Consider the following 21,221-nt stretch of genomic DNA (forward strand, 5'->3'; position numbering starts at 1 on the left):
CTTCAAGGCGTCGAGGAACATGGGCACCCAGCGAACGAGATACCGAGCGATCAAGGCGTCGTCTTCAAGACCCGTCGCCGCAGACGTTTGAGACGAGATGCTCGACCGTCCAGGTCGGCGGGGGAGGGGGGATCGATGAGGAGCGTGGCGGTCACCAACGCCAAGGGGGGGGTCGGCAAGAGCACGACCGCGATCAACCTGGCCGCGGCGCTGGTCGAGTTCGACCGCCGCGTCCTGCTGGTCGACGCCGACCCGTCCGGGAACGCGGCCCTCGGTTACTTCCCCCGAGGCGCGCCGCCGGTCGGCCTGGCCGACGCCATGCTCGAAGGATCGGGCCTGGCCGACGTCGCGGTCGCCACCGAGTACCCCGGTCTCGACGTGGTCCCCCCGGGCGACCGGCTGGGCAACTGCTCGGATCAGATGGGCGGCGTCCAGGGGCTGGGGCAGGGGCGCGAGTTCCGCATCCGCCGGCTGCTCAAGGGGCTGACCGGATACGACGTGGTGATCTTCGACACCAGCCCGGTGCTCACCCCGTTGAACGTGGCGATCCTCTACGCCGTCTCCGAAATTTTGATCCCCATCGACCCCTGCGTCGCGGCCCTCGCCGGCGTCCGGGCGCTGGAGGACCTGGTGCGGACGGTGAGCGAGTTCCGGCTGGAGTTCACCGACGCCGGGCCGCTGGCGATCAGCGGCGTGCTGATCACGCGGGTCGACCGCACGCTGGTCTCGAAGCAGATCGAGGCCGAGGTCCGCAACTACTTCGGGCCGATCGTCCACGACCTGGTCGTGCCGGCCTCGGTGAAGTTCCGCGAGGCCTACGCGCGGGGGGTCCCCCTGATCCACTACGACCGACTGGGCGCGGCGGCCTCGGCCTACCGCGCGGCGGCCTCCGCGTTCCTCGAAGGCCGACGCTCCGCCCAACCGGCGCCGGTCGCGGCGGGCGACGACGACGAGGGGCCGGGAGACCTCGGCGAGCCCGACTCGCGCTACCGGGAAGCCTCCTGAGCGCCGGCCGCCGCGCGCGGCCGGTACCGATGTTTGGACCCTAGTTGCCCGCGTCCCCGACGCGGGCTCGCGACCGATACCAGGCGACCCCGGCGATCGACGGACCCGACGGGGAAGGGAGGTGGACCATGAGCAGCGCGACACGACGCGGCGGCATCCCCGGGCCGGAGAACCGGACGGGCCTGACCAGGCCGAGCATGACCGAGGCCGAGTTCGAGCGCCGGATCAACGCCCCGGCCAACGCGGGGGGGGACCCCCCCGCGAGTTCGGCGACGGCCGCCGAGCCGATGGACGCGGAGCCGGCCGCCGACCAGGAGCCGGCGGGGCGTTCGGCCCCGTCGTCCTCGTCGTCGCGCTCCCGCGCCAGCCGGGCGAAGCCCGCCAAGCCCCGGCGGGTGCAGCGGATGTTCGCCATCGAGGAGGACGTCGACAAGAAGCTCTGGCTATACGCGATCCACATGGGCAAGGACCGCTCGGAGGTCGTCAACGACCTCCTGCGGCCGCTGGTCGCGTCGATGGTCCTGTACGACTCCCGCGACCGCCGCTCGGGCCGCAACGCCGAGGCCCCCGCCGACCGCGAGATGGAAGGCGACGCCGCCTGACCTCGTCGCGAGCCGATCGAGCCGGCGTGGTTACGACCCGCCCGGCCGTCGCGACCGACACGCCCGCCGCCGCCCGGACGAACCGGCTCATCCGTCGGATCGGATCCGAACCGCGCGCGGCCCGTCCCGACCGCCGAGACCTCGGCGGGGCAGGGGGGGGGCAGAACCTTCGCCCGGTCGGCCTGTCCCTTGAGGCGCGCGGACGAGCGGCGGCGCTCGTCGGGTGGCGAGGCATGCCGTCCGGCCGGTGGATGGACCCCGGAGGAGGCCGCTTAAGAAGCGACGTCCTCGGGGAAGAGCGAGGGCTGGCTCGGGCCGAGCTTGCCGTCGCGGAGGCGGGCCTCCAGGGCGGCGAGGCAGAGGGGCTCCAGCATCTTCTTCCAGCGGCCGAGGCCGGGGTTCTCGGCCTTGACGGTCGCCAGGATGGAGTCGCGTTGATCGGTCGGGAGCTTCTCCCAGGCGGCCTTCAGGCGGGCCTCGCGGTCGACCTCGCCGCGGGCGACGACCTCGGCCTCGGCCTTCGTCGCGGCGGCCTTCCGCTCGGCGTCCTCGCGGGTCGCCCGGGCGGCCTTCTTCGCGGCCTCGGCCCCGGCCGCGGACTTGAAGTCGTTCGGCTCCTGGTAGTCCGAGCGGATCGACGCCACGAGGTAGCCCGCGGGGTTCTTGCCGACCCGCTTGTCCTCGTTGCGGATCAGCCAGTCGAACACCTCGACCTTGGTCAGGATCCGCCCCGCCGGGTGCTCGGCCACCAGCTCCTGCGCGGCCTTGGCGGTCACGCCCCGGGACCGGAGCGCGGCGACCAGCTCGGAGGGCTCCTCGTCCGATCCCTCCACCCCCGTCGCGCCGCCGCGACGGCCCCGGATCAGGATGATCCGCCAGGTCCCGCGCTTGACGTACGAGTACCGCTCGTCGGGCGAGAGGACCTCCAGGAAGCCGAGCTGCTCCAGCTCCTCCAGGGCCGGCTTGAGCCGACGCTTCAGCTCGGTCGGCGCGTAGGACCGGCTCAGGCCGATGTGCTCGCACGCCAGCGTCCGCAGGTCGAAGTCGAGCCGCATCCGGCGGTAGAACCGCTTGTCCAGGAACCGGTACATCCGCTTGGTCGTCGGCAGCCGGAGCTTCAGGTACAGCTCCAGGTCGAGCTGCTTGAGGTTGCCGCTCTGGAAGCTCTGGAACATCACGTCGTTCCACTTGAAGCTGGAGAGGGGCAGGGGGGGCTTGTCCGCCTTCGCCGCCGTCCCCTTGCCGGCCTTCGACCGCGCCGAGGACTTCCGCCAGCGTTCGCGGTCGTAGAGCGTCACGTTGTCCAGGACGTGGAACTGCTCGTCGACCCAGCTCTTGGCCGTGTTGTCCCACCAGGCGTTCTCGTACATCAGGACCACGCCCACCCAGCGGTGCAGCGCCTCCTCGATGCGGCGGTAGCTCTGGCCGCTCTGGGGCCAGCCGAGGAGCTCGATCAGCTCGTACCGCGAGAACGGGACCCGGGCGTCGGTGAAGTTGCTCCGGCGCTTGGTGAGCTGGATCAGGCCGACCAGGACCTCGTCGTCGAGCGACGTCGGCAGGCCGTGCTTGTGGGTCCCCATGATCGTCAGCCGGCGGATGATCGGCGGGCTGTCGCGCAACTCCAGGCGATCCTCGAAGACCAGGGTCGTCTGGCCGTCCGGCACCCGATCCGTCAGGGCGGCGATCGGGAACTCGGCGAGGTTCAGCTCGTCCTTCCAGCCGGCGTCGCTCGACGTCGACGTCTCCTCGGCCGGCGGCTCGGCCAGCGTCGCGTCCTCGAACATGAGTTCCCGATCGTCCATCCCGATGCTCCCGTCGTTCGGCTCGGAGGCTGTGGCATCGAGATCCGTCCCGTTCCCCGTCGTCCTGCTCTTCCCGGTCGAGAAATCGAGAATGACAACATCAGGGGGCGGCCCCCCGCTGTTTGTCTTTTAGTCTCTACAAGAGTCTAGAAACAAATTCTCTGCATCGCAAGGCCTTGTCAATCAAGAACTTACAAGGGCTAACTATGTCCGGTTAATCGGTAGTGGTATGTCCGGTTGATCGTGAGTGCAGGCCCCAAGTATGTCCGGGCTATCGTGGGAAGTATGTCCCGGTAATCGCTAAAACGGCCTCGATCCATGCTCGGTTTATCGGTGTGGCCCGATGTCCACTGCGGTTCGAACATCGTTAGTGTTCGGATGCGCCAGATCGGGGGCTTCCCCGAAGTATGCGCCATGAATCGGCGTGTTCTCCTGGACACGACGAATCGTCCCGAGAAGGAGACCTCGACGACCCTCGCGAGGCGGCGCGGGGAAGGGGGCGGCCGTCAGGCTCGATGATCCCGGATCGGGGCCTGGGAGGCTCCAGGGAGCCGGAATCGCGAGGGCCGACGAGTATGCTCGGTTAATCGGTGTGAACGCCTGGACTGGACCGACTGCGAAGGACGTCGGCCCGGCGGAAGTATGTCCGGTTAATCGTGCCTCGCCCGACGGGTCGGGCGGATCCGGGGGACCTGGGGTAGGTCGAGTCGGCTCGACGGCGGTGCAAAGCATGTCCGGTTAATCGTGGGTGCATCGCGATGAGACGAGGCGACGGCGGGAGTCGCCTCGCTTGCATGGAAGATTGCGAAAATGGGCCGTCTCTTTTCGCCGAGGCCGTCGTATGGACTAGGGTGGACTTGGGGCTTGCTCGGCGTCGTTGGTGTTTGACGGGGCGACTCGTTAGACTGGAGAGGCCGATTCGGACGGCGGCGGCGAGGCCGCCGCGAAGCCCCGCTCATCCGAACTCGGGAATCGTGCCCCCGCGCACCGCACCACTTGAAGAGGCCGCTCCATGGGACCGAAGACCTTGAGGCGCACGGCCATCGCGGCCGTCGTCCTCGTCTTGGGCGTCGTTTCCGTCGTCCTGCTCCAGCGATATCAGGTGTCCCGGCTGGGGCGGAGCAACCTCGCCGCGGCCGAGGCGGCCGAGAAGGCCGGCGACCTGGCGAAGGCCGAGGAGGCCTACCTTCAGCACGTCATGGTCTTCCCCCAGGACCAGGACGCCCAGGTCAGGTACGCCGGAGTCCTGCTGGCGCGGTCGAAGACCCCGGCGCGGATGGGCCAGGCGATCCAGATCTATCGGGACGTCCTGGGCCGCGACCCGGGCCGGGACGACGTCCGCCGGTCGATGGCCGAGCTGCTGATGGAGGTGGGGGGGCCGGAGAACCTCCGGGACGCGCGGAGCCAGATCGGCGTCCTGCTGAGGAAGTCGCCCGATGACGGCGACCTGATCTACATGAGGGGCCGCTGCGAGCAAGCCGCCGGCGACGACGCCGAGGCGGTGGAGTCGTTCCGGCTGGCTTACGAGCGCAAGGCCAAGGACCGGTTCGACGCCCGCCAGCGGGCGGCGTCGATCCTCCGCGACCGCCAGAACAACCCGACGGACGCCGACAAGCTCATCGACGAGATGGTCCAGGCCGACCCCGGCGACTACCGCGTCTACCTGGAACGGGGCCGCTATCGCAGCCGGAACCTCAAGGCCGGCGAGGACGCGGGCCCCGCCCTGGCCGACTTCCGCGAGGCCCTGAAGCTGGCGCCCAAGCAGGCGGAGGTGTACCTGGAGCTTTCCCAGGCCGCCCTGCGGCAGGTCCCGCCCGACGCGGCCGAGGCGGCGCGGGTGCTCCAGCAAGGCCTGGAGGCCGACCCCAAGGCGGGCCGGCTCTACCTGGCCTCGGCCCTGCTGTCCCTGCGCTCGGGCGACTCGTCGGCCTGCATCCGGACCCTTCAGAAGGGCCTTGAGGCCCTCCCCGACGACATCGAGCTCAGGCTCACGCTGGCGGACCTGCTCGCCCAGCGCGGCGCGACGATCGAGCTCCGCGACCAGGTCCAGGAGCTGAGGCGGATCGGCCTGAAATTCTACGCCGACTACTTCACGGCGTATTCGCTGGTGAACGCGCGGGACTGGGCCGCGGCCCGGAAGCTGCTGCTCGACGAGGTGGCGTCGCTGGACCTCTCGGGGAGCCCCGACGTCCGCGCCAAGGTCAACAACCTGCTGGCCCGCTGCTACGCCGGGCTGGGGGACGTCGAGCGGCAGCGCACGGCCCTGGCCAGCGCCATCCGCGACGACCCCAAGAACGTCCAGGCCAAGCTGACCTGGGCGGCCGACCTGGCGGCCCAGGGCCAGGTGAATCAGGCGATCGACGAGTACCGCTCGCTGGCCGAGTCCGCCCCGACGGCCCGCCTGCCCCTGATCCAGCTCCTGATCGCCCAGAACCGCCGCATCCCCGCCGCCCAGCGCGACTGGGCCGAGGTCGAACGGCTGGTGGCGCAGCTCGCGAAGGACGAGCCGACGTCGTCGCGGCCGACGGCCATGCAGGCCCAGGTGCTGCTCGGCCAGGGCCGCCGCGACGAGGCGGTGGCGTTGCTGGAGGCCGCCCGCTCCAAGAATCCGCGCGACCCCGACGCCAAGCTCCTCTGGGTCGCCCTGGCCGAAATCCAGTTGCAGAAGAAGGACTACCCCGCCGCGCTGCGGACCCTCGACGAGGGCCGCGCCGCCCTGGGAGACGCGCCGGAGTTCCGCCTGGCCCGCGTCCGGGTCGTGGCCGCTCGGGGAGGGCCCGGGACCGCCGCCGAGCTGGTCGCCCTGGCCGACGACGTCGGCTCGGTGCCGGCGGAATCCCGCGGCCTCCTGCTGGAGACGATCGGCGAGGAGCTGACGCGGCTCGACGCCCGCGACGAGGCCGTCGCCGTCTGGACCCGCCGGGCCGAGCTGGCCCCCAAAGACCTGAGGCCCCGGCTCCAGTTGCTGTCCCTGGCCCTCCCGATCAAGGCCGACCCCACCCCCGAGGAGGTCGCCAAGGGCCGGAAAGCCATCGAGGACGCCCTGGCGGAAGTGCGCCGCGTCGAGGGGAGCGAGGGCTACATGGGCCGCTACGGCGAGCTCGAATACCTGCTCTGGCAGGCCGCCCGCGCCACCGACGCGACCGAGAAGGCCCGGCTTCGCAGCGAGGCCCGCGGCCTACTTGCCGAGCTGCGCTCGCGACGCCCCGACTGGTCGGTCGTCCCGCTGATCGCCGCCAAGATCGAGGAGCAGGACCTCGACATGGCCAAGGACGAGCAGGACAAGGAGCGTCGCATCGGCCGCGCGGCCGACCTCTACCGCCAGGCGGTCGAGATGGGCCAGCGCAACCTCGGGACCGTCAAGCGCGCGACCGAGCTGCTTATGGCCGCAGGCCGGACCTCCGAGGTCGGCCCGCTCTGGAGCAAGGTCCCGATGCTCAGCGAGGGATCGGCGTCGTCCAGCGTCCTGGAGCGTTCGCTGCTGGAGAAGTCGATCGGCGACAAGGAGTACGACAAGGCCGAGGAGGTGGTCCGGCAGCGGATCGCCGCCCGTCCCCAGGACTACTCGGAGCGCATCCAGCTGGCGCAGCTCCTGCTGCTGCAGAAGCGCCCCGACGAGGCCGAGGCCGAGCTGCGCAAGGCCCTGGCCGACGAGCCGACCGACCCCAACCGCTACATCTACCTCGTCCAGTTCCTGGTCGTGACCGGCGGCGTCGACAAGGCCCAGGAGGTCGCCGGCCAGGTCGAGAAGAACGTGGAGCGGACGAGGGCCCCGCTGACGCTGGCCGCCTGCGCCGACCTGATCGCCCAGGGCTACCAGGCGGCCGCCCAGGACGCCCCCCGGGCCAAGTGGCTGGCGACGGCCAAGGCCGCCTACGGCCGGGCGCTGGCCGCCAAGCCCGACGACTTCAGCCTCCGCCGGGGCTACGTCGAGTTCCTGCTCCGCAGCCAGCTCGTCGACGACGTCGAGAAGGAGCTGACGGCCATCGTCAAGCCCCCGGCCGACGCCAAGGCCGCCCCCGCCGTCTCGGCCGAGGACCTGGCCTGGGCCAAGCGCACCCTGGCCCTGACGCACGTCGCCCGCTCCGAGCTGGGCGGGGACTACCAGCAGGCCCTCAAGGCCCTCTACCTCTACGCGCCGCCGGACAAGCCCGAGGCCGAGGCGGCCGCCAAGGAGCCGCAGGACCTCCGGGTCCTGGCGCGGGTGTTCGAGGCCCAGAAGATCATCCCCTACCGGATGAAGGCCATCGCCATCCTGGAGAAGCTCAAGGCCGAGAACCAGGCCAGCGACGACGACCGCTTCCTCCTGGGCCGGCTGTACGCGGCCGACGGCCGCTGGGACGAGGCGCATCGCACCTATCAGCAGCTGGTGCGCGACGCCGCCGATCCGAGGTCGTCCCAGGCCCTCAACCAGCAGGTGGTCCGCATCGTCCACTTCGCCATGCAGCTGATCGCCCGCGTCAAGTCGGGGGGGGGCGGTCCCGACTCGGCCGACGCCAAGGAGGCCCAGCAGCTGATCGACCGCGTGCGGAAGATCCAGCCCGACGGCTTCAACGTCCTGGCCCTCCAGTGCCGGCTCGACGCGGCCACCGGCAAGGCCGACGCGGCCAAGGCCCGCATCCAGGAGATCGCCGACCGCCCCGAACTGGACCCGAGGCTCGCCCGCGTCGCCGCCGACCTGGCCGAGAGCCTGGGCCTGCACGACCTGGCCGAGGGCCTGTTCAAGCGGAACGCCACCGCGACGGCCCGCCTGGAGGACCAGCTCGACTACGCCGCCTATCTCGGCCGCCGCGGCCGGGTCAAGGAGGCGCTCGACGTCTGCGAGCCGCTCTGGAAGGCCACCCCCAACCCCGAGCCGATCGCCCCCACCGTCATCGCCGTCCTGCTCTCCTCGCGCACCTACAACGACGCCGAGCAGATCGGCCGGGTCTCCGGCTGGATCGAGCGCGGCCTGCAGCAGAACCCCAAGTCGCCCCTGCTGACGATCGCCCTGGCCACCCTCCGCGACCGCCAGCAGCGCTACGACGAGGCCGTCGCCCTCTACCGCAAGGCCGTGGAGCTGCGGGGCGGCGAGGTCATCCCGCTGAACAACCTGGCCTGGCTGCTCAGCCTCCAGGGCGAGAAGGGGGCGGCCCCGCTGGAGATGATCAACAAGGCGATCGCCCTGCGGGGTCCGATCCCCGAGTTCCTCGACACCCGAGGCGTCGTCTACCTGAACAAGGGCGAGAGCCGACGCGCCATCGAGGACCTGGAGAACGCCGTCGCCATCGACCCCTCCGCCGGCCGCTATTTCCACCTGGCGCGGGCCTACCTGGAGGCCGGCGACGTCGAGGCCGCCAAGCGCAGCCTCGCCAAGGCCCGCGACCGGGGCCTCGGCGACGACGACATCCACCCGCTCGAACGCTCCGCCCTGTCCCAGGTCGAGAAGGCCCTGAAATGACCCGGCGGACGGGCCGGGGCCGGCCCCCTGCGGCCCCGGCCCCGACCGGCGTCAGCCCCGCCCCGGCGACCCCGGGGCGTCGGCGAGCAACTCGCGGAGGTACTGGCCGTAGTCGTTGGGGAGCTTCGCGGCGATCCGCTCGACCTGGGCGGCGTCGATGAAGCCCTGGCGGAACGCCACCTCCTCGATGCAGGCGATCTTGAACCCCTGCCGGGCCTCGATCGTCTCGACGTAGTTCGCCGCCTGGATCAGCGACTCGATCGTGCCGGTGTCCAGCCAGGCGAAACCCCGGCTGAACAGCTCGACCCGCAGCTCGCCCCGCTCCAGGTAGATCCGGTTCACGTCGGTGATCTCCAGCTCGCCCCGGGGCGACGGCTCCAGCTCCGCCGCGATGTCGAGCACGCGATTATCGTAGAAGTACAGGCCGGTGACCGCGAAGTGCGACTTCGGCCGCGCCGGCTTCTCCTCGATCGAGAGGGCCCTGCCATGAGCGTCGAACTCGACGACGCCGTACCGCTCGGGGTCCTTCACCGGGTAGGCGAAGACCGTCGCACCCCCCTGGGCGGCCCCCGCGCGCTTGAGCATGCCCTGGAAGCCCTGGCCGTGGAAGATGTTGTCCCCCAGGATGAGCGCCGCGTCGCCGTCGCCGATGAACTCGCGGCCGATCAGGAACGCCTGGGCCAGCCCGCCGGGGTGGGGCTGGACGGCGTACTCGATCGACAGGCCGACCTGCGAGCCGTCGCCCAGAACCCGCTGGAAGCCGCCGATGTCGTCGGGCGTGGAGATGAGCAGGATCTCGCGGATCCCCGCCATCATCAGGGTCGACAGCGGATAGTAGATCATCGGCTTGTCGTAGATCGGCAGGAGCTGCTTGCTGACGGCCCGCGTGATCGGATAGAGGCGCGTCCCGGCCCCCCCCGCGAGGATGATTCCCTTGCGACTCATATCCTGGAGATCCTTTGCTGCTTCGGCGGTGAGCCCCGGCGCCACGTCCCGGCGGCGGCGACGTCGCCGCGTCGGGCGGACGGGCCCGGGCGACGATCCCCCGGTAGACTAACCACTCGGCCCCCGGAACTCAAAGGCCGACCGTCGGCCCGCCGGCCCGGCCCGCCGGCCCGTTTGTCGCGCCGGCCCCCCGGCGGTACACTGGACGGACGGACGATCGGACGCCATCCATGGCGGAGCCCCGGCGCGGGCCCGGCCCCCGCGAAGCTGCGATCCCGGGCCCGAATCGCGCCGGCCGGGGCCGACGAAGCCCCTCGAAGCCCCCGCCCATCCCTCGCGTCGCGTCAGGACCACCCGGACCTATGAAATCGTTCTTGGACGCCTGTCGCCTGGCCGAGCCCCTGCAGCTCGTCGTCGAAGCCGTCGGCGAGCCCGACGTCGGCGTCCGCCTCCTGCACCAGCCGTTCGCCCTCATCGGCCGCGACCAGCGCGCCGACGTCCCGCTCGAACACCGCCTGGTGAGCCGCCGCCACGCCTACCTCCAGGTCGTCGAGGGCCACGCCTTCTGGATCGACCTGGAGAGCCGCCTCGGCACGCTCGGCGGCGGCCGGTCCCGCAAGTACGGCTGGCTGACCCGCGAGGAGTCCCTGCGGATCGGCCCCTACGAGCTCCGACGGCCGATCGGCGCCCGCGGCCCCGCCGACGACGAACGCCCCCCCGAGCCGATCCCCCTGATGGCCCGCGGCTACGGCGGCGAACCCTGGCCCGAGGTCGGCCTCGAGTTCCTCAATGGCCCCTCGCGGGCGGCGGTCTGGCCCATGAACCGGGTCATCTCGCTGGTCGGCTCCGCCGCCGGATGCAAGTTCCGCCTGGCCGACCCCAGCGTCTCCCCCTTCCACTGCAGCCTCGTCCGCACCCACGCCGGGCTCTGGGTCGTCGACCTGCTGGGGGGCGGGGGCGTCGAGGTCAACAACGCGGCCGTCCGCCACGCCCCCCTCGTCGAGGGGGACGAGCTGGCCGTCGGCCGCTATCGGATCCGCATCCGCAGCCGTTCCCGAGGCGACGAGACCACGGCCGACGACGACCCCGGGAGCTCGGCCGAACATCCCGTCCGGACGCTCGCGGTCTCGCGGAGCGTCGCGTTGCCGGCGGCGATCCCGCCGCAAGCCGAAGGGCAGGGGGCCGAGCGCGGCCGCTCCCTCCAGCCGGTGACCGTCCTGCCCGCCGAGATCGAGTCCCGCAACCTGGGCGAGACCGCCGCCGTCCTGGTGCCCCTCATGAACCAGTTCGGCATGATGCAGCAGCAGATGATGGATCAGTTCCAGAACGCTATGGGCATGCTCGTCGACATGTTCGGCACGCTCCAGCGCGAGCAGATGGACCTGATCCGCCAGGAACTCGACCAGCTCCGCGAGGTCACCCGCGAGTTCCAGGATCTCAAGTCCGAGCTGGCGGCCTACACCCGCGAACGCGAGGCCGCCGCCGACGCCGTCGCGTCGGCACCCGTCCCCCCGACCGAGCCCGCCGCCGCGGCGACCCCGGCGACTCCGACCGCGCCCGAAACGCCCGTCCCCGTCGCCCCGCCCTCGCCCCCGTCCCCGGCCCCGGAAGCGGAACCGAGACCGATCCCGGGACCAATCCCTGGACCGGGGACGGGTTCGGCCCGGACCCAGGCTCGACCGCGCCGGGAACGCCCGGCCCAGCCCGCCGAAGGGGCCGACGCCGACGTCCTGCTCTGGCTCAACCAGCGGATCGCGACGCTCCAGGAGGAGCGCGAATCCCGGTGGCAGAAGATCCTCAAGCTCCTCCCCGGCTCGTCCTGACGACGAGCCGGTCGAGGGACCGGGACGGGGGGAAAAGAAGGTGTGGGGCGGCGACGCCTCGCTCGCTTTCGAAAGCGAATCGGCTTCCGAGTCCGAGGACCCGAAAGCCGAAAATTGCCAGCCGGGAGTGGATGCCGGAAAGAGGTCGTGCCTGATCAGCAGGCACCGCGGCCCACGACGACGGCAACGAAGGTGCGGGCGATGATCATGAGGTCGCCGAGGATCGTCCACGTGTTGGCGTAGCGGACGTCCAGCTCGACCATCTTGGCGTAGTCGACGCCGCTGCGACCGCCGACCTGCCACGGGCCGGTGAGGCCGGGCATAACCTGGAGGCGACGACGGTAGCCTTCGGGGTCCAGGGACTGCAGCATCTCGCTGTCGCGGAGCTGGAGCGGCCGGGGGCCGACGACGCTCATCTCACCCCGGAGGATGTTGATCAGCTGCGGCAGCTCGTCGAGGCTGGACTTCCTCAGGAACCGGCCCAGGGGGGTCACCCGGGGGTCGTTCCGCATCTTGAACAGGACGCCGCCGGCCGACTCGTTCTTCTGCTCGAGTTCATCGAGCTTCTTCTCGGCGTCGACGACCATGGTGCGAAACTTGAGGACCCAGAACAGCCGACCCCGATAGCCCCGCCGGAGCTGTCGGAAGAAGATCGGGCCGGGGGAGTCCAGGCGGATCAACACCGCCACGGCCAGCATCACGGGCATCAGCAGCAGCAGGCCGACGAGGGCCCCGCTGAAGTCGATCCCCCGCTTCACGGACGTGCGGAAGGACTCGGCCAGGGCCGACCACGGGTCGGGAATGGCGATCGGGGCGGTCAGTTGAAGCTCATCCTGTTGAGGGATCATCGGCGTTTCGTAGGGCTCCGAGGGAAGAGACGACGGCGATGACGACGAAATGGCGTTCATCGTTGCGGGCTCTCCGAAGATTAGTGACGCTCCGACTTGCCAATCCTAGGACCCGGTCGTCACCAAGTGACAGAACGGCGCAGAAGTTTTCGGATGCACCTAACAAGGGAAACCGCACATCGACCATCCGGCGAAACAGTCGTAGTCTAGCGACCGCTCTCCGAATCGTCAATCATCGTGCGGGGGGACGTAGCTCGCGAGAATCAATGGTGCGTTCGGGTTGAAAAGATTCATCACGGGAGGCGTGCGGCCCCTGCTTGGTTCCGAACCGGGGGCCGAGGTTTGCGTGACGGACGCCGGCCCCGGTCCTCCAGGGTTCGACGCGGCGGGAGAGGCCCATTTTATCAGCAAATCCTGCGCCTGACGTCCGGGACAGCCTGATGCGATGGGCTGCGATCCATCGGGAACCCTCCGCGGGAGGGTGGATCCCCGGGGCGGGGCAACCAGTCGAACAGCTACGCCGACCGGTGCCGATCGTGACTCGACGCCATGGCGATGGGGAAGGCGAGCGCGGGGTCAGCCGGCCTTGCGGTCGAGGATCGCGGTGGTGCTGAGGCCGGGGACCATGGGGAGGGCGACGACGCGGCCGCCGCGTTCGAGCACCAGGTCGGCCCCGGCGATCTGGTCGATCGTGTAGTCCCCCCCCTTGACCAGGACGTCGGGCTCGAACAGCTCGATGAGGGCGACGGGGGTGGGCTCGTCGAAGATCACGACGAGGTCCACGCAGCCCAGTCCGGCGAGCAGCCCGGCGCGGTTCTCCTGGTTGATGACGGGGCGGCTGGGGCCCTTGAGCCCGCGCACCGAGGAGTCGGAGTTGAGGCCGACGACGAGGAGGTCGCCGAGCCGCTTGGCGCCTTCCAGGCAGGCGAGGTGGCCGGCGTGGAGGATGTCGAAGCAGCCGTTGGTGAAGACGAGGCGGCGGCCGCGGCGGCGGGCCTCGGCGAGCACGCGGGCGGCGGCCTCGCGGTCGAGGATCTTGGGCGAGAGGCCCCCCCAGGCGGCTTGCAGCTCGCCGGCCTGGACGACGTACGTCCCCGGCCGGCCGACGGCGATGCCGGCGGCCGTGTTGGCGATCCGGCAGGCGTCGGCGATCGGCCAGCGGTCGCCGAGGCAGGCCGCCAGCACGGCGACGACGGTGTCGCCGGCGCCGGTCACGTCGGAGACGTCGCGGGTCCGCGAGGCGATGTGGTGGACCGCGCCCGGGAGGGCCAGGGTCATCCCCTGGGGGCCCCGGGTGATCAGCATGGCGTCGGTGCGGAGGGCCTGGCGGAGCTGCTCGGCGGCGCGGCCGGCCTCGTCGTCGTCGGCCAGGGGGCGGCCGACGGTGCGCTCGGCCTCCAGCTGGTTGGGGGTGACGATGGTGGCCCCGGAGTAGGGCCCGAAGTCGGTCTTCTTGGGGTCGACGACGCAGGGGACGCCGCGGCTCCGGCAGGCGGCGATGATCGACCGGGCGACCTTGGGGGTGATCGCCCCCTTCTCGTAGTCGGCGAGGACGACGGCGGTCTGGTCGGCGATCAGGGGGAGCACCCGGGCGAGGAGCTGGTCCTCGAAGCCGGCGAAGCGGTCGCGGTCGCCGTCGCGGTCGAGTCGGAGGAGCTGCTGGTGGGCCTCGGAGAGGATCCGCGTCTTGCTGACGGTGGCCAGCTCGGGGCGCTCCACCAGCTCGAGGCGGGCGACCCCCTTGGAGGCGAGGGATTCCCGCAGGCGGGCACCCTCGTCGTCGGCGCCGACGAGCCCGGCGAGGGCGACGTCGCAGCCCAGGCCGGCGAGGCCGGCGGCCACGTTGCCGGCGCCGCCGGGGGTGCAGACCTCGCCGAGGAGGCCCACGACCGGGACCGGGGCCTCGGGGGAGATCCGGCGGACGTGGCCGTGGACGTGGCGGTCGAGCATGACGTCGCCGACCACCAGGACGCGGTTGTCGAACATCGAAGGCCTCCTTGCCTTGCGTGGCGCGGCCTCCGCCGCTTTTCGATCCCGCGGGGCCGCCCGGGCCGGTGATTCTACCCGGCCGGGCGGGGCCGGCCAGCCCAGTTTCTCAGCGGCCGGCCCCGGCCTCGACGGCCGCGGCGGGGGTGGAGTCGCGACTCCAGGGGATCTGGATCCCCAGGACGCCGGGGCGGGACTGGCTGCGGCTGTTGAGGTCGCGGAGGGTGAACTCGCAGCAGTCGTAGTGGTGGTCGATGACGCCGTGGAACGAGCCGGAGCTGCCGACGGTCACCAGGTAGCTGGTGGCGCCCAGGAGCCGGGGGGGGATGACGGCCTCGAAGACGTGGACGCCGGGCTCCAGGGCCTCGATGTGCTCCGGCGTGAGGTCCCGCATGTCGGAGTGGAGGACCCGCGTCCCCTCCATGTTCTGGACGTAGAACGTGAGGTAGGTCTGGGCGATCGGCCGACGGACCTCGTAGGTCATGCGGAGGACGATCGGCTCGTCGCAGGTGAAGTCGGCGGCGCGGCCGCCGTCGGCGTGGAGGACCTCCACCTTGCGGAACTGGCCGGGCTTCGCGGGGTCGTCGGCGAACTCGGCGTTGGCCGCCCCGTGGTCCGACGAGGCGTTCATGTACGACTTGATGACGTCCTGGACGGGGCCGATCTCCGTGACCCGGCCGTCCTGGAGCAGGACGCCGTCGTCGCAGAGCTGCGCCAGCGCGCCCATGTTGTGGCTGACGAAGAGGACCGTGCGGCCCTCGCCGGTGGCGACCTCGCGCATCTTGCCGAGGCACTTCTTCTGGAACGCGTAGTCGCCGACGGCGAGGACCTCGTCGATGATGAGGATCTCGGGCTCCAGGTGGGCCGCCACCGCGAAGGCCAGGCGCACGAACATGCCCGAGGAGTAGCGCTTCACCGGCGTGTCGAGGAACTTCTCGACCTCGGAGAAGGCGACGATCTCGTCGAACTTGCGGGCGATCTCGGCCCGCTTCATCCCCAGGATGGCGCCGTTGAGGTAGATGTTCTCGCGGCCCGAGAGGTCCAGGTGGAACCCCGTGCCGACCTCCAGGAGCGAGGCCAGGCGGCCTCGCATGTGGATCGAGCCCGAGGTCGGGTCGACGATCCGGCTCATGATCTTGAGCAGGGTCGACTTGCCGGCGCCGTTGCGGCCGATCAGGCCGACGACCTTGCCGCGCTCGACCTCGAACTCGGCGTCGCGCAGGGCCCAGAAGTCGGAGGTCTTCCGCCGCACGGCCTGGGGGTTGCGCCTCAGGGAGTTGAACGCCGAGGCGGCCGCCTCGGACAGGGCGTTGCGGATCGAGAAGTGGGCCATGCCGCGGGTCCCGCCCGCGTCGATCCCGTGGCGCAGGACGTATCGCTTGCTGATCTTATCGACGCTGATGATCGGTCGGGTCATGTTTCAGGGTTCGCCAGAAGGATGTCGGTTCGAGGTGGGTCTCCGGGTCGGTCGACGACGCCCGGCCTCAGACGTAGTCCGCGAACATCCGTTCGGTCCGCCGGAAGTAGTGGATCGCGAACAGGAACAGGCCGACTGCCACGCCGGTCGAGATCAGGAAGCAGTCCCACTGGATCGGCAGGCCGAGCACCGAGGCCCGGAAGGCGTCGGCGATCCCGAACATCGGGTTGAGCGAGAGCAGCCGGCGGTACTGGGGGGGCACCGTGGGGTCGATCATGTAGAAGATCGGCGTCAGGTACAGCAGGATCTGCACGAGGAACGGCACGATATACCTGAAGTCGCGGTAGAACAAGGTCAGCCCCGCCATCATGACCCCGATGCTCAGGCTGGCCACCAGCGTCAGCAGGAAGAAGGCGGGGAAGAAGACGATCGTCCAGGCCGGCGTCACCCCGTAGAAGAGCAGCATCAGGCCGTAGACCACGATCGAGAGCAGGCCGTCGACCACGAAGACCGAGGCGGCGGTGATCGGCAGGAAGAGCCTGGGGAAGTAGACCTTGGTCACCATGTTGAGCGAGGCGATCAGGCTGTTGGCCGCCGCCGGCATCCCCTGCGAGAAGATCGTCCAGGGGATCAACGCCGCGAAGACGAACACCGGGGTCGGGATCCCCGCCGGCATCGGGATCTTCATGATCCGCGAGATGAACGAGAAGATCAGCATCGTGATCAGGGGCTGGAGGATCGCCCAGGCGCCGCCGAGGATCGTCTGCTTGTAGCGGGCCGAGACGTCGCGCCAGATGAGGAACGCCAGCAGCTCGCGGTAGTCGTACATCTCGCCCCAGTTGACGGCCCGCCAGCCCGAGGAGGGGCGGATCACGATCTCGTGGGGCGCGGCCTCGCCGGCGAGCGGGGGGGAGCCGGCCGGGGCCTGTTCGCGGGGCCGATGCGGGGGGGACGTCGGTTCGGTCTCGATCATGACGGGCGGTTGTTCCATGGGTGGTGAGAAGGCGACGGGGCCGTGGGGCGGCGGCCCCGGCGTCTTGATCGTCCGTCGCGTGTCTTGAGGCTGGCCTGGGTCGCCTGGCGAGTCGATCGAGTTCCGAGCGATTCGCGTCGGGTGCGTGAGCGGCGGAGGAGGCGGATCGTTTTGCCGGGGTCCGAGTTCGAGGGAGGCGGTTCGGGCCCGGCATGATGGCCGAGATACAGCAGAATACAGGCCGGACGCCCCAAAAGAAAGACGACTTGACCTTCGGGCCGGCCCGCGCCGCGGGCCGTCGAATTCCGGCGACGTGCCGTCGAGAAATCTCGCGGATCGTCACGCGGCGGGCCGCTCGAAGCCGCCGAAGCGGACGGCGAAGACGGTCTGAATGTATTTTCTGGAGAGGCTTTGCATCGAATCATCGGGGCTCCGGGGCGGGTTTCGCCGCCAGAGGCTCTCTCTGTACGGGCCCGGCCTGGGGACGTGTCGCCGGTCGCGGCGGGGCGTTGATCGGGGCGTGCGCGGTCTGCTAAAGTAAAAGCCACGACCGGGGCCCCGGGCCCGGCTTCGGAGCCGCCCGCGGACGTTTCGCCAGTCCGGGGGGTGGACCGCGCATCATGATGGAAGACGTCGGCCTGGTCGCGATCGGTCGCAACGAGGGGGATCGGCTGCGCCGCTGCCTGGCCTCGGCGGGGGGGCTCGGGCTGGTCCTGGTCTACGTCGACTCCGGGTCGACCGACGGCAGCGTCGAGCTGGCCCGCGAGCTGGGGGCGGAGGTGGTCGCGCTCGACTTGGCCGAGCCTTTCACGGCCGCCCGGGCCCGGAACGCCGGGCTCGACCGGCTGCTCCAGCTCGCCCCCGGCGCGCGTTACGTGCAGTTCGTCGACGGCGACTGCGAGCTGGCCGAGGGCTGGATCGCGACCGCCCGCGGCGAGCTGGACGCCCGCCCCCGCGCGGCCGCCGCCTGCGGCCGTCGCCGCGAGCGCCGGCCCGACGACTCGATCTACAATCGGCTGGCCGACCTGGAGTGGGACACGCCGATCGGCGAGGTCAAGGCGTGCGGGGGCGACGCCATGATGCGGGTCGCAGCACTCCGGGAGGTCGGCGGCTACGACCCCCGGCTGATCGCCGGCGAGGAGCCCGAGCTGTGCGTCCGGCTCCGCCGCCAGGGCTGGACGATCCACCGCCTCGACGCCGAGATGACGCTGCACGACATGGCGATGACGCGGTTCGGCCAGTGGTGGAGGCGCTCGGCGCGGGCCGGCCACGCCTTCGCCGAGGGCGCCGCCCTGCACGGCCGCCCTCCCGAGCGGCACTGGGTCCGCGAGACCCGGAGCAGCGTCGTTTGGGGGCTCGCCGCGCCCCTCGTCGCCCTGGCGCTCGCCTGGCCGACCCGCGGCCTGAGCCTGGCGGCCCTGGCCGCGGTCTACGCCCTGCTCGGGGCCAAGGTGTATCGCTATTATCGCGGCAGCCGGGGGTGGGAGCCGTCCCACGCGCGGGCAGCGGCCTTCTTCGTGGTCCTGAGCAAGTTCCCGGCGGCCCAGGGGGTGCTTCGCTACTGGCTGGGCCGGCTCTCCGGCAGGCGGAGCCGCGTCATGGACTACCGGGGGCCGGCGGCCGCCGGCTCATGACCCGTCGGCACCCTCCGGCACGGCCCTCCTGACCACCCGCGCGGGGATCCCCACGGCGGTCGAGTAGGGGGGGACGTCGGCGATCACCACGGCGTTGGCCCCGATCCGGCTGTCGTGATGCACCGTGACGTCGCCTAGGATGCACGCGCCGCAGCCGATGTCCACGCGATCGCCGATGATCGGGATGGCGCGGAGCCGGTCCCTGCTGGCGACCCCGAAGGTCGTGCAGTGGCGGATGTGCACGTCGTCGCCGATCGACCGCGCGTGCAGGACGATCCCGCCGTGGTGCCAGATCCGCAGCCGTCGGCCGACCCGCACGGTGTACGGCAGGTGGATCCCGCCGATCAGTTCGACCCAGGCCGCGAGGAAGCGGTAGAGCAGGCTGAACGGGGCCCGGACGATCTTCGGGCGGACGCCCATCCGCCAGTTGCCGAAGCGGTGCACGGCGACCGCCCAGAACCCGGGCTCGAACGGGGAGCCGTCGTGGGTGCGCAGGTCCTCGCGCAGCAGGGCCAGGAACCCGATGCCCGGCGGGTTGAGGTTGCGATCCCCCCGCTCGAGCGGGGGGAGGTCTTCGACCGAGGCCGGGGCTCGGCCTTCGGCGGGCGCGGGGCGGGCCGTCATGGGATCGCGGGCCTCTCGATTCGATGGTCGGGACGGGTTGGGACCTCAGGCGTTGCGGGACGCCGCCAGGTCGCGCGCGACCATGGCGGGGTTCTCGACCTCTCGGACCGCGAACCCGGTGCGGAAGACGCTGTGGCGGAACGAATCGGCGAGGAAGTGCTCGGGGTCGAGGTCGGGCTTGTCCTGGAGCCGACGGCGGAGCCGCCAGGCGGCGAAGCCCGCGAGGAACGCCGCGTCCGCCAGGGCCGTGTAGAGCTTGCCGTGGTTCTTCAGGAAGAACCGGCGGCGGGCCTGGAACCAGTAGGCGGGGCGTCGCTTGACCTTGGTCGTGGAAGCCCCCTTGATGCCGGTGGACGCCCCCTCGAGGTGGACCACCTTGCTCTCGGGGACGTACCAGACCTCCCAGCCGGCCCGCTCGGCGCGCAGGCAGATGTCGATGTCGTCGAAGTAGGTGTAGAGGCCCTCGTCCAGGAGCCCGATCTCGGCGAGCATCGACGACCGCAGGATCAGGCTGGCGCCGGCGAGCCATTCGGCACGGCCGGGCTTCGCGTGGTCGATTTCGAGCCTGCCGCAGAGCAGCCGGGAGAGCGCGCCCAGGCGCAGGCCGCGGTCCAGCTCGGAGCCGATCCCGGTGAACAGGAAGGGGGAGGCCTGGATCTCCCCCTCGGGGGAGAGGAGCTGGCTGCCGGCGATGCCGGCCCTGGGATGGGCGTCCAGGAAGGCGACCAGCGACGCCATCGCGTTCGGCTCGACGATCGTGTCGGCGTTGAGCAGGAGGACGTACTCAGGCGGGTCGTCGGAGGCGAGGGCCTCGCGGATCACCAGGTTGTTGCCGCCGCAGAACCCCCTGTTGACCTCGATCACCGTGAGGTCGACCCAGGAGCCCCAGCCGTTCTCGTCGATCGCGCGGCGGAGCTGCTCGGCGGCCTCGGGCCCGGTCCCGTTCTCGCAGACGCCGACCCGGGAGTCGGGGATCCGGGCGATCTCCGGCTCCAGCGAGCGCAGGCAGTCGATCGTCAGGTCGGGGACCTTGTAGCAGAGGATCACCACGAGCAGTTTCATGGAACGCGCCTAAAGGGGAATTGTCGGACCGGCCGCTCGTCTTGTATGGTGGTACGCGGCCGCGGCGACCGGATCGTCGAGCGATCCCCGGCGGCCCGTGTAGGTTAGGTTAAGCCGGACGGCGGCGTGGGCCGAAGGGGGGATTCCATTGAATCCTCCGCGCCGCGCCATGACAAGAGCGGCCTCGGGGAATCGGCCGGCGCGCCCCGGGCCCCGTCTCGCGGGGGGAATCGGTGAAAGATCGACTGGCGGACGTGCCCGTGTTCGTGCTCTGCGGCGGCCTGGGGACCCGGCTCCGGGAGGAGACCGAGCTGCGGCCCAAGCCGATGGTCCCGGTCGGCTCGCGGCCGATCGTCTGGCACATCATGCGGACCTACGCCCACCACGGGTTCCGGCGGTTCATCCTCTGCCTGGGATACAAGTCGGAAGTCGTGAAGTCGTACTTCCTCAACTATTCGTCGATGAACAGCGACTTCACGGTGGAGCTGAAGAGCAACAACGTCCACGTCCACTCGGTCGACCACGACCAGGACTGGGAGGTCACGCTGGCGTTCACCGGCGAGCTGACCATGACCGGCGCCCGGGTCGCCCGCGCCGCGGCCAAGTACCTGGGCGACGCCCCCCGCTTCGCCGTCACCTACGGCGACGGCGTGACCGACGCCAACCTCGCCGACGAGTTCGCCTTCCACCTGAAGGGGGGCAAGGTCGGCACCGTGCTGGGGGTCAATCCCCCCTCGCGGTTCGGCGAGCTGAAGCTCGACGGCGACCGCGTCGAGGAGTTCAGCGAGAAGCCCGAGTTCGTCGACAGCTGGATCAACGGCGGCTACTTCTTCTTCGAGCGCGAGTTCCTCCCCTACCTCAGCGAGGACGAGTCCTGCATCCTGGAGCGCGAGCCCCTCATCAGGCTCGCCCAGGACGGCAAGCTCGACATGTACCGGCACCGCGGCTACTGGGCCTGCATGGACACCCAGCGCGACCTGGAGCAGCTCAACAAGCTCTGGGCCTCGGGCGAGGCCCCCTGGGCCGTCTGAATCCCGACGCCCCCGCCGCATCCCATCCC

Annotated in this window: 14 protein-coding genes; 6 read left to right on the forward strand and 8 right to left on the reverse strand. The window is 70.8% G+C overall.

Features of this window, described 5'->3' with window-relative positions; genetic code table 11:
* Positions 1-135 precede the first annotated feature (135 nt).
* Positions 136-1,005, forward strand: a complete 870-nt coding sequence (locus G6O68_RS19325; protein WP_165250284.1) for a ParA family protein — start codon at positions 136-138, stop codon at positions 1,003-1,005.
* A gap of 128 nt (positions 1,006-1,133) precedes the next feature.
* A complete protein-coding gene (locus G6O68_RS19330) occupies positions 1,134-1,607 on the forward strand; it encodes a hypothetical protein (protein WP_165250285.1) in 474 nt (157 codons plus the stop codon).
* Between the two features lie 272 nt (positions 1,608-1,879).
* Here G6O68_RS19330 and G6O68_RS19335 read toward each other — a convergent pair whose 3' ends face one another.
* Positions 1,880-3,409, reverse strand: coding sequence for a replication initiator protein A (locus G6O68_RS19335; RefSeq protein WP_165250286.1), 1,530 nt, complete (start codon positions 3,407-3,409; stop codon positions 1,880-1,882).
* A 1,012-nt stretch (positions 3,410-4,421) separates the two neighbouring features.
* Between G6O68_RS19335 and G6O68_RS19340 the strand changes: the two genes are divergently transcribed.
* The gene (locus G6O68_RS19340) at positions 4,422-8,849 is read left to right on the forward strand and encodes a tetratricopeptide repeat protein (RefSeq protein ID WP_165250287.1); all 4,428 of its coding nucleotides are present in this window, start codon (positions 4,422-4,424) and stop codon (positions 8,847-8,849) included.
* Positions 8,850-8,900: 51 nt separating this feature from the next.
* Here G6O68_RS19340 and rfbA read toward each other — a convergent pair whose 3' ends face one another.
* Complete coding sequence (rfbA, locus tag G6O68_RS19345; protein ID WP_165250288.1) at positions 8,901-9,794, reverse strand: glucose-1-phosphate thymidylyltransferase RfbA; 894 nt, start codon at positions 9,792-9,794, stop codon at positions 8,901-8,903.
* Positions 9,795-10,156: 362 nt separating this feature from the next.
* Between rfbA and G6O68_RS33320 the strand changes: the two genes are divergently transcribed.
* Positions 10,157-11,617: an FHA domain-containing protein gene (locus tag G6O68_RS33320; RefSeq protein WP_165250289.1), complete on the forward strand. Its 1,461-nt coding sequence runs from the start codon at positions 10,157-10,159 to the stop codon at positions 11,615-11,617.
* A 155-nt stretch (positions 11,618-11,772) separates the two neighbouring features.
* On the opposite strand, the gene G6O68_RS19355 is transcribed toward G6O68_RS33320, so the two are convergent.
* The 4 genes from G6O68_RS19355 to G6O68_RS19370 form a co-directional block, all read right to left on the reverse strand.
* Entirely contained in the window at positions 11,773-12,465 is a 693-nt protein-coding gene (locus G6O68_RS19355; RefSeq protein ID WP_165250290.1) for a sugar transferase, read from the reverse strand.
* 576 nt (positions 12,466-13,041) lie between these two features.
* Positions 13,042-14,451: a D-glycero-beta-D-manno-heptose 1-phosphate adenylyltransferase gene (gene rfaE2 / locus G6O68_RS19360; RefSeq protein WP_165250291.1), complete on the reverse strand. Its 1,410-nt coding sequence runs from the start codon at positions 14,449-14,451 to the stop codon at positions 13,042-13,044.
* A 109-nt stretch (positions 14,452-14,560) separates the two neighbouring features.
* The gene (locus G6O68_RS19365; RefSeq protein ID WP_165250292.1) at positions 14,561-15,868 is read right to left on the reverse strand and encodes an ABC transporter ATP-binding protein; all 1,308 of its coding nucleotides are present in this window, start codon (positions 15,866-15,868) and stop codon (positions 14,561-14,563) included.
* 67 nt (positions 15,869-15,935) lie between these two features.
* Positions 15,936-16,841, reverse strand: coding sequence for an ABC transporter permease (locus G6O68_RS19370; RefSeq protein ID WP_165250293.1), 906 nt, complete (start codon positions 16,839-16,841; stop codon positions 15,936-15,938).
* Positions 16,842-17,461: 620 nt separating this feature from the next.
* On the opposite strand from G6O68_RS19370, the gene G6O68_RS19375 reads away from it, so the two are divergent.
* Entirely contained in the window at positions 17,462-18,475 is a 1,014-nt protein-coding gene (locus G6O68_RS19375) for a glycosyltransferase family 2 protein (RefSeq protein WP_206108145.1), read from the forward strand.
* On the opposite strand, the gene G6O68_RS19380 is transcribed toward G6O68_RS19375, so the two are convergent.
* Entirely contained in the window at positions 18,470-19,099 is a 630-nt protein-coding gene (locus G6O68_RS19380; protein WP_165250294.1) for a serine O-acetyltransferase, read from the reverse strand. The two genes, G6O68_RS19375 and G6O68_RS19380, sit on opposite strands and share 6 nt — an antisense overlap.
* Positions 19,100-19,144: 45 nt before the next feature.
* Complete coding sequence (locus G6O68_RS19385) at positions 19,145-20,161, reverse strand: glycosyltransferase (protein ID WP_165250295.1); 1,017 nt, start codon at positions 20,159-20,161, stop codon at positions 19,145-19,147.
* A 233-nt stretch (positions 20,162-20,394) separates the two neighbouring features.
* Between G6O68_RS19385 and rfbF the strand changes: the two genes are divergently transcribed.
* Entirely contained in the window at positions 20,395-21,192 is a 798-nt protein-coding gene (gene rfbF, locus G6O68_RS19390) for a glucose-1-phosphate cytidylyltransferase (RefSeq protein WP_165250296.1), read from the forward strand.
* The last annotated feature ends 29 nt before the right edge of the window (positions 21,193-21,221 follow it).

It is taken from the genome of Paludisphaera soli (genome assembly GCF_011064595.1).
Lineage (GTDB): Bacteria > Planctomycetota > Planctomycetia > Isosphaerales > Isosphaeraceae > Paludisphaera > Paludisphaera soli.

Coding starts and splice junctions, on each gene's coding strand:
- G6O68_RS19370 (WP_165250293.1), bottom strand. CDS start 16,841: ATGATCGAGACCGAACCGACGTCCCCCCCGCATCGGCCCCGCGAACAG.
- G6O68_RS19325 (WP_165250284.1), top strand. CDS start 136: ATGAGGAGCGTGGCGGTCACCAACGCCAAGGGGGGGGTCGGCAAGAGC.
- G6O68_RS19380 (WP_165250294.1), bottom strand. CDS start 19,099: ATGACGGCCCGCCCCGCGCCCGCCGAAGGCCGAGCCCCGGCCTCGGTC.
- G6O68_RS19355 (WP_165250290.1), bottom strand. CDS start 12,465: ATGATCCCTCAACAGGATGAGCTTCAACTGACCGCCCCGATCGCCATT.
- rfaE2 (WP_165250291.1), bottom strand. CDS start 14,451: ATGTTCGACAACCGCGTCCTGGTGGTCGGCGACGTCATGCTCGACCGC.
- G6O68_RS19365 (WP_165250292.1), bottom strand. CDS start 15,868: ATGACCCGACCGATCATCAGCGTCGATAAGATCAGCAAGCGATACGTC.
- G6O68_RS19340 (WP_165250287.1), top strand. CDS start 4,422: ATGGGACCGAAGACCTTGAGGCGCACGGCCATCGCGGCCGTCGTCCTC.
- G6O68_RS33320 (WP_165250289.1), top strand. CDS start 10,157: ATGAAATCGTTCTTGGACGCCTGTCGCCTGGCCGAGCCCCTGCAGCTC.
- G6O68_RS19330 (WP_165250285.1), top strand. CDS start 1,134: ATGAGCAGCGCGACACGACGCGGCGGCATCCCCGGGCCGGAGAACCGG.
- rfbA (WP_165250288.1), bottom strand. CDS start 9,794: ATGAGTCGCAAGGGAATCATCCTCGCGGGGGGGGCCGGGACGCGCCTC.
- G6O68_RS19335 (WP_165250286.1), bottom strand. CDS start 3,409: ATGGACGATCGGGAACTCATGTTCGAGGACGCGACGCTGGCCGAGCCG.
- G6O68_RS19375 (WP_206108145.1), top strand. CDS start 17,462: ATGATGGAAGACGTCGGCCTGGTCGCGATCGGTCGCAACGAGGGGGAT.
- G6O68_RS19385 (WP_165250295.1), bottom strand. CDS start 20,161: ATGAAACTGCTCGTGGTGATCCTCTGCTACAAGGTCCCCGACCTGACG.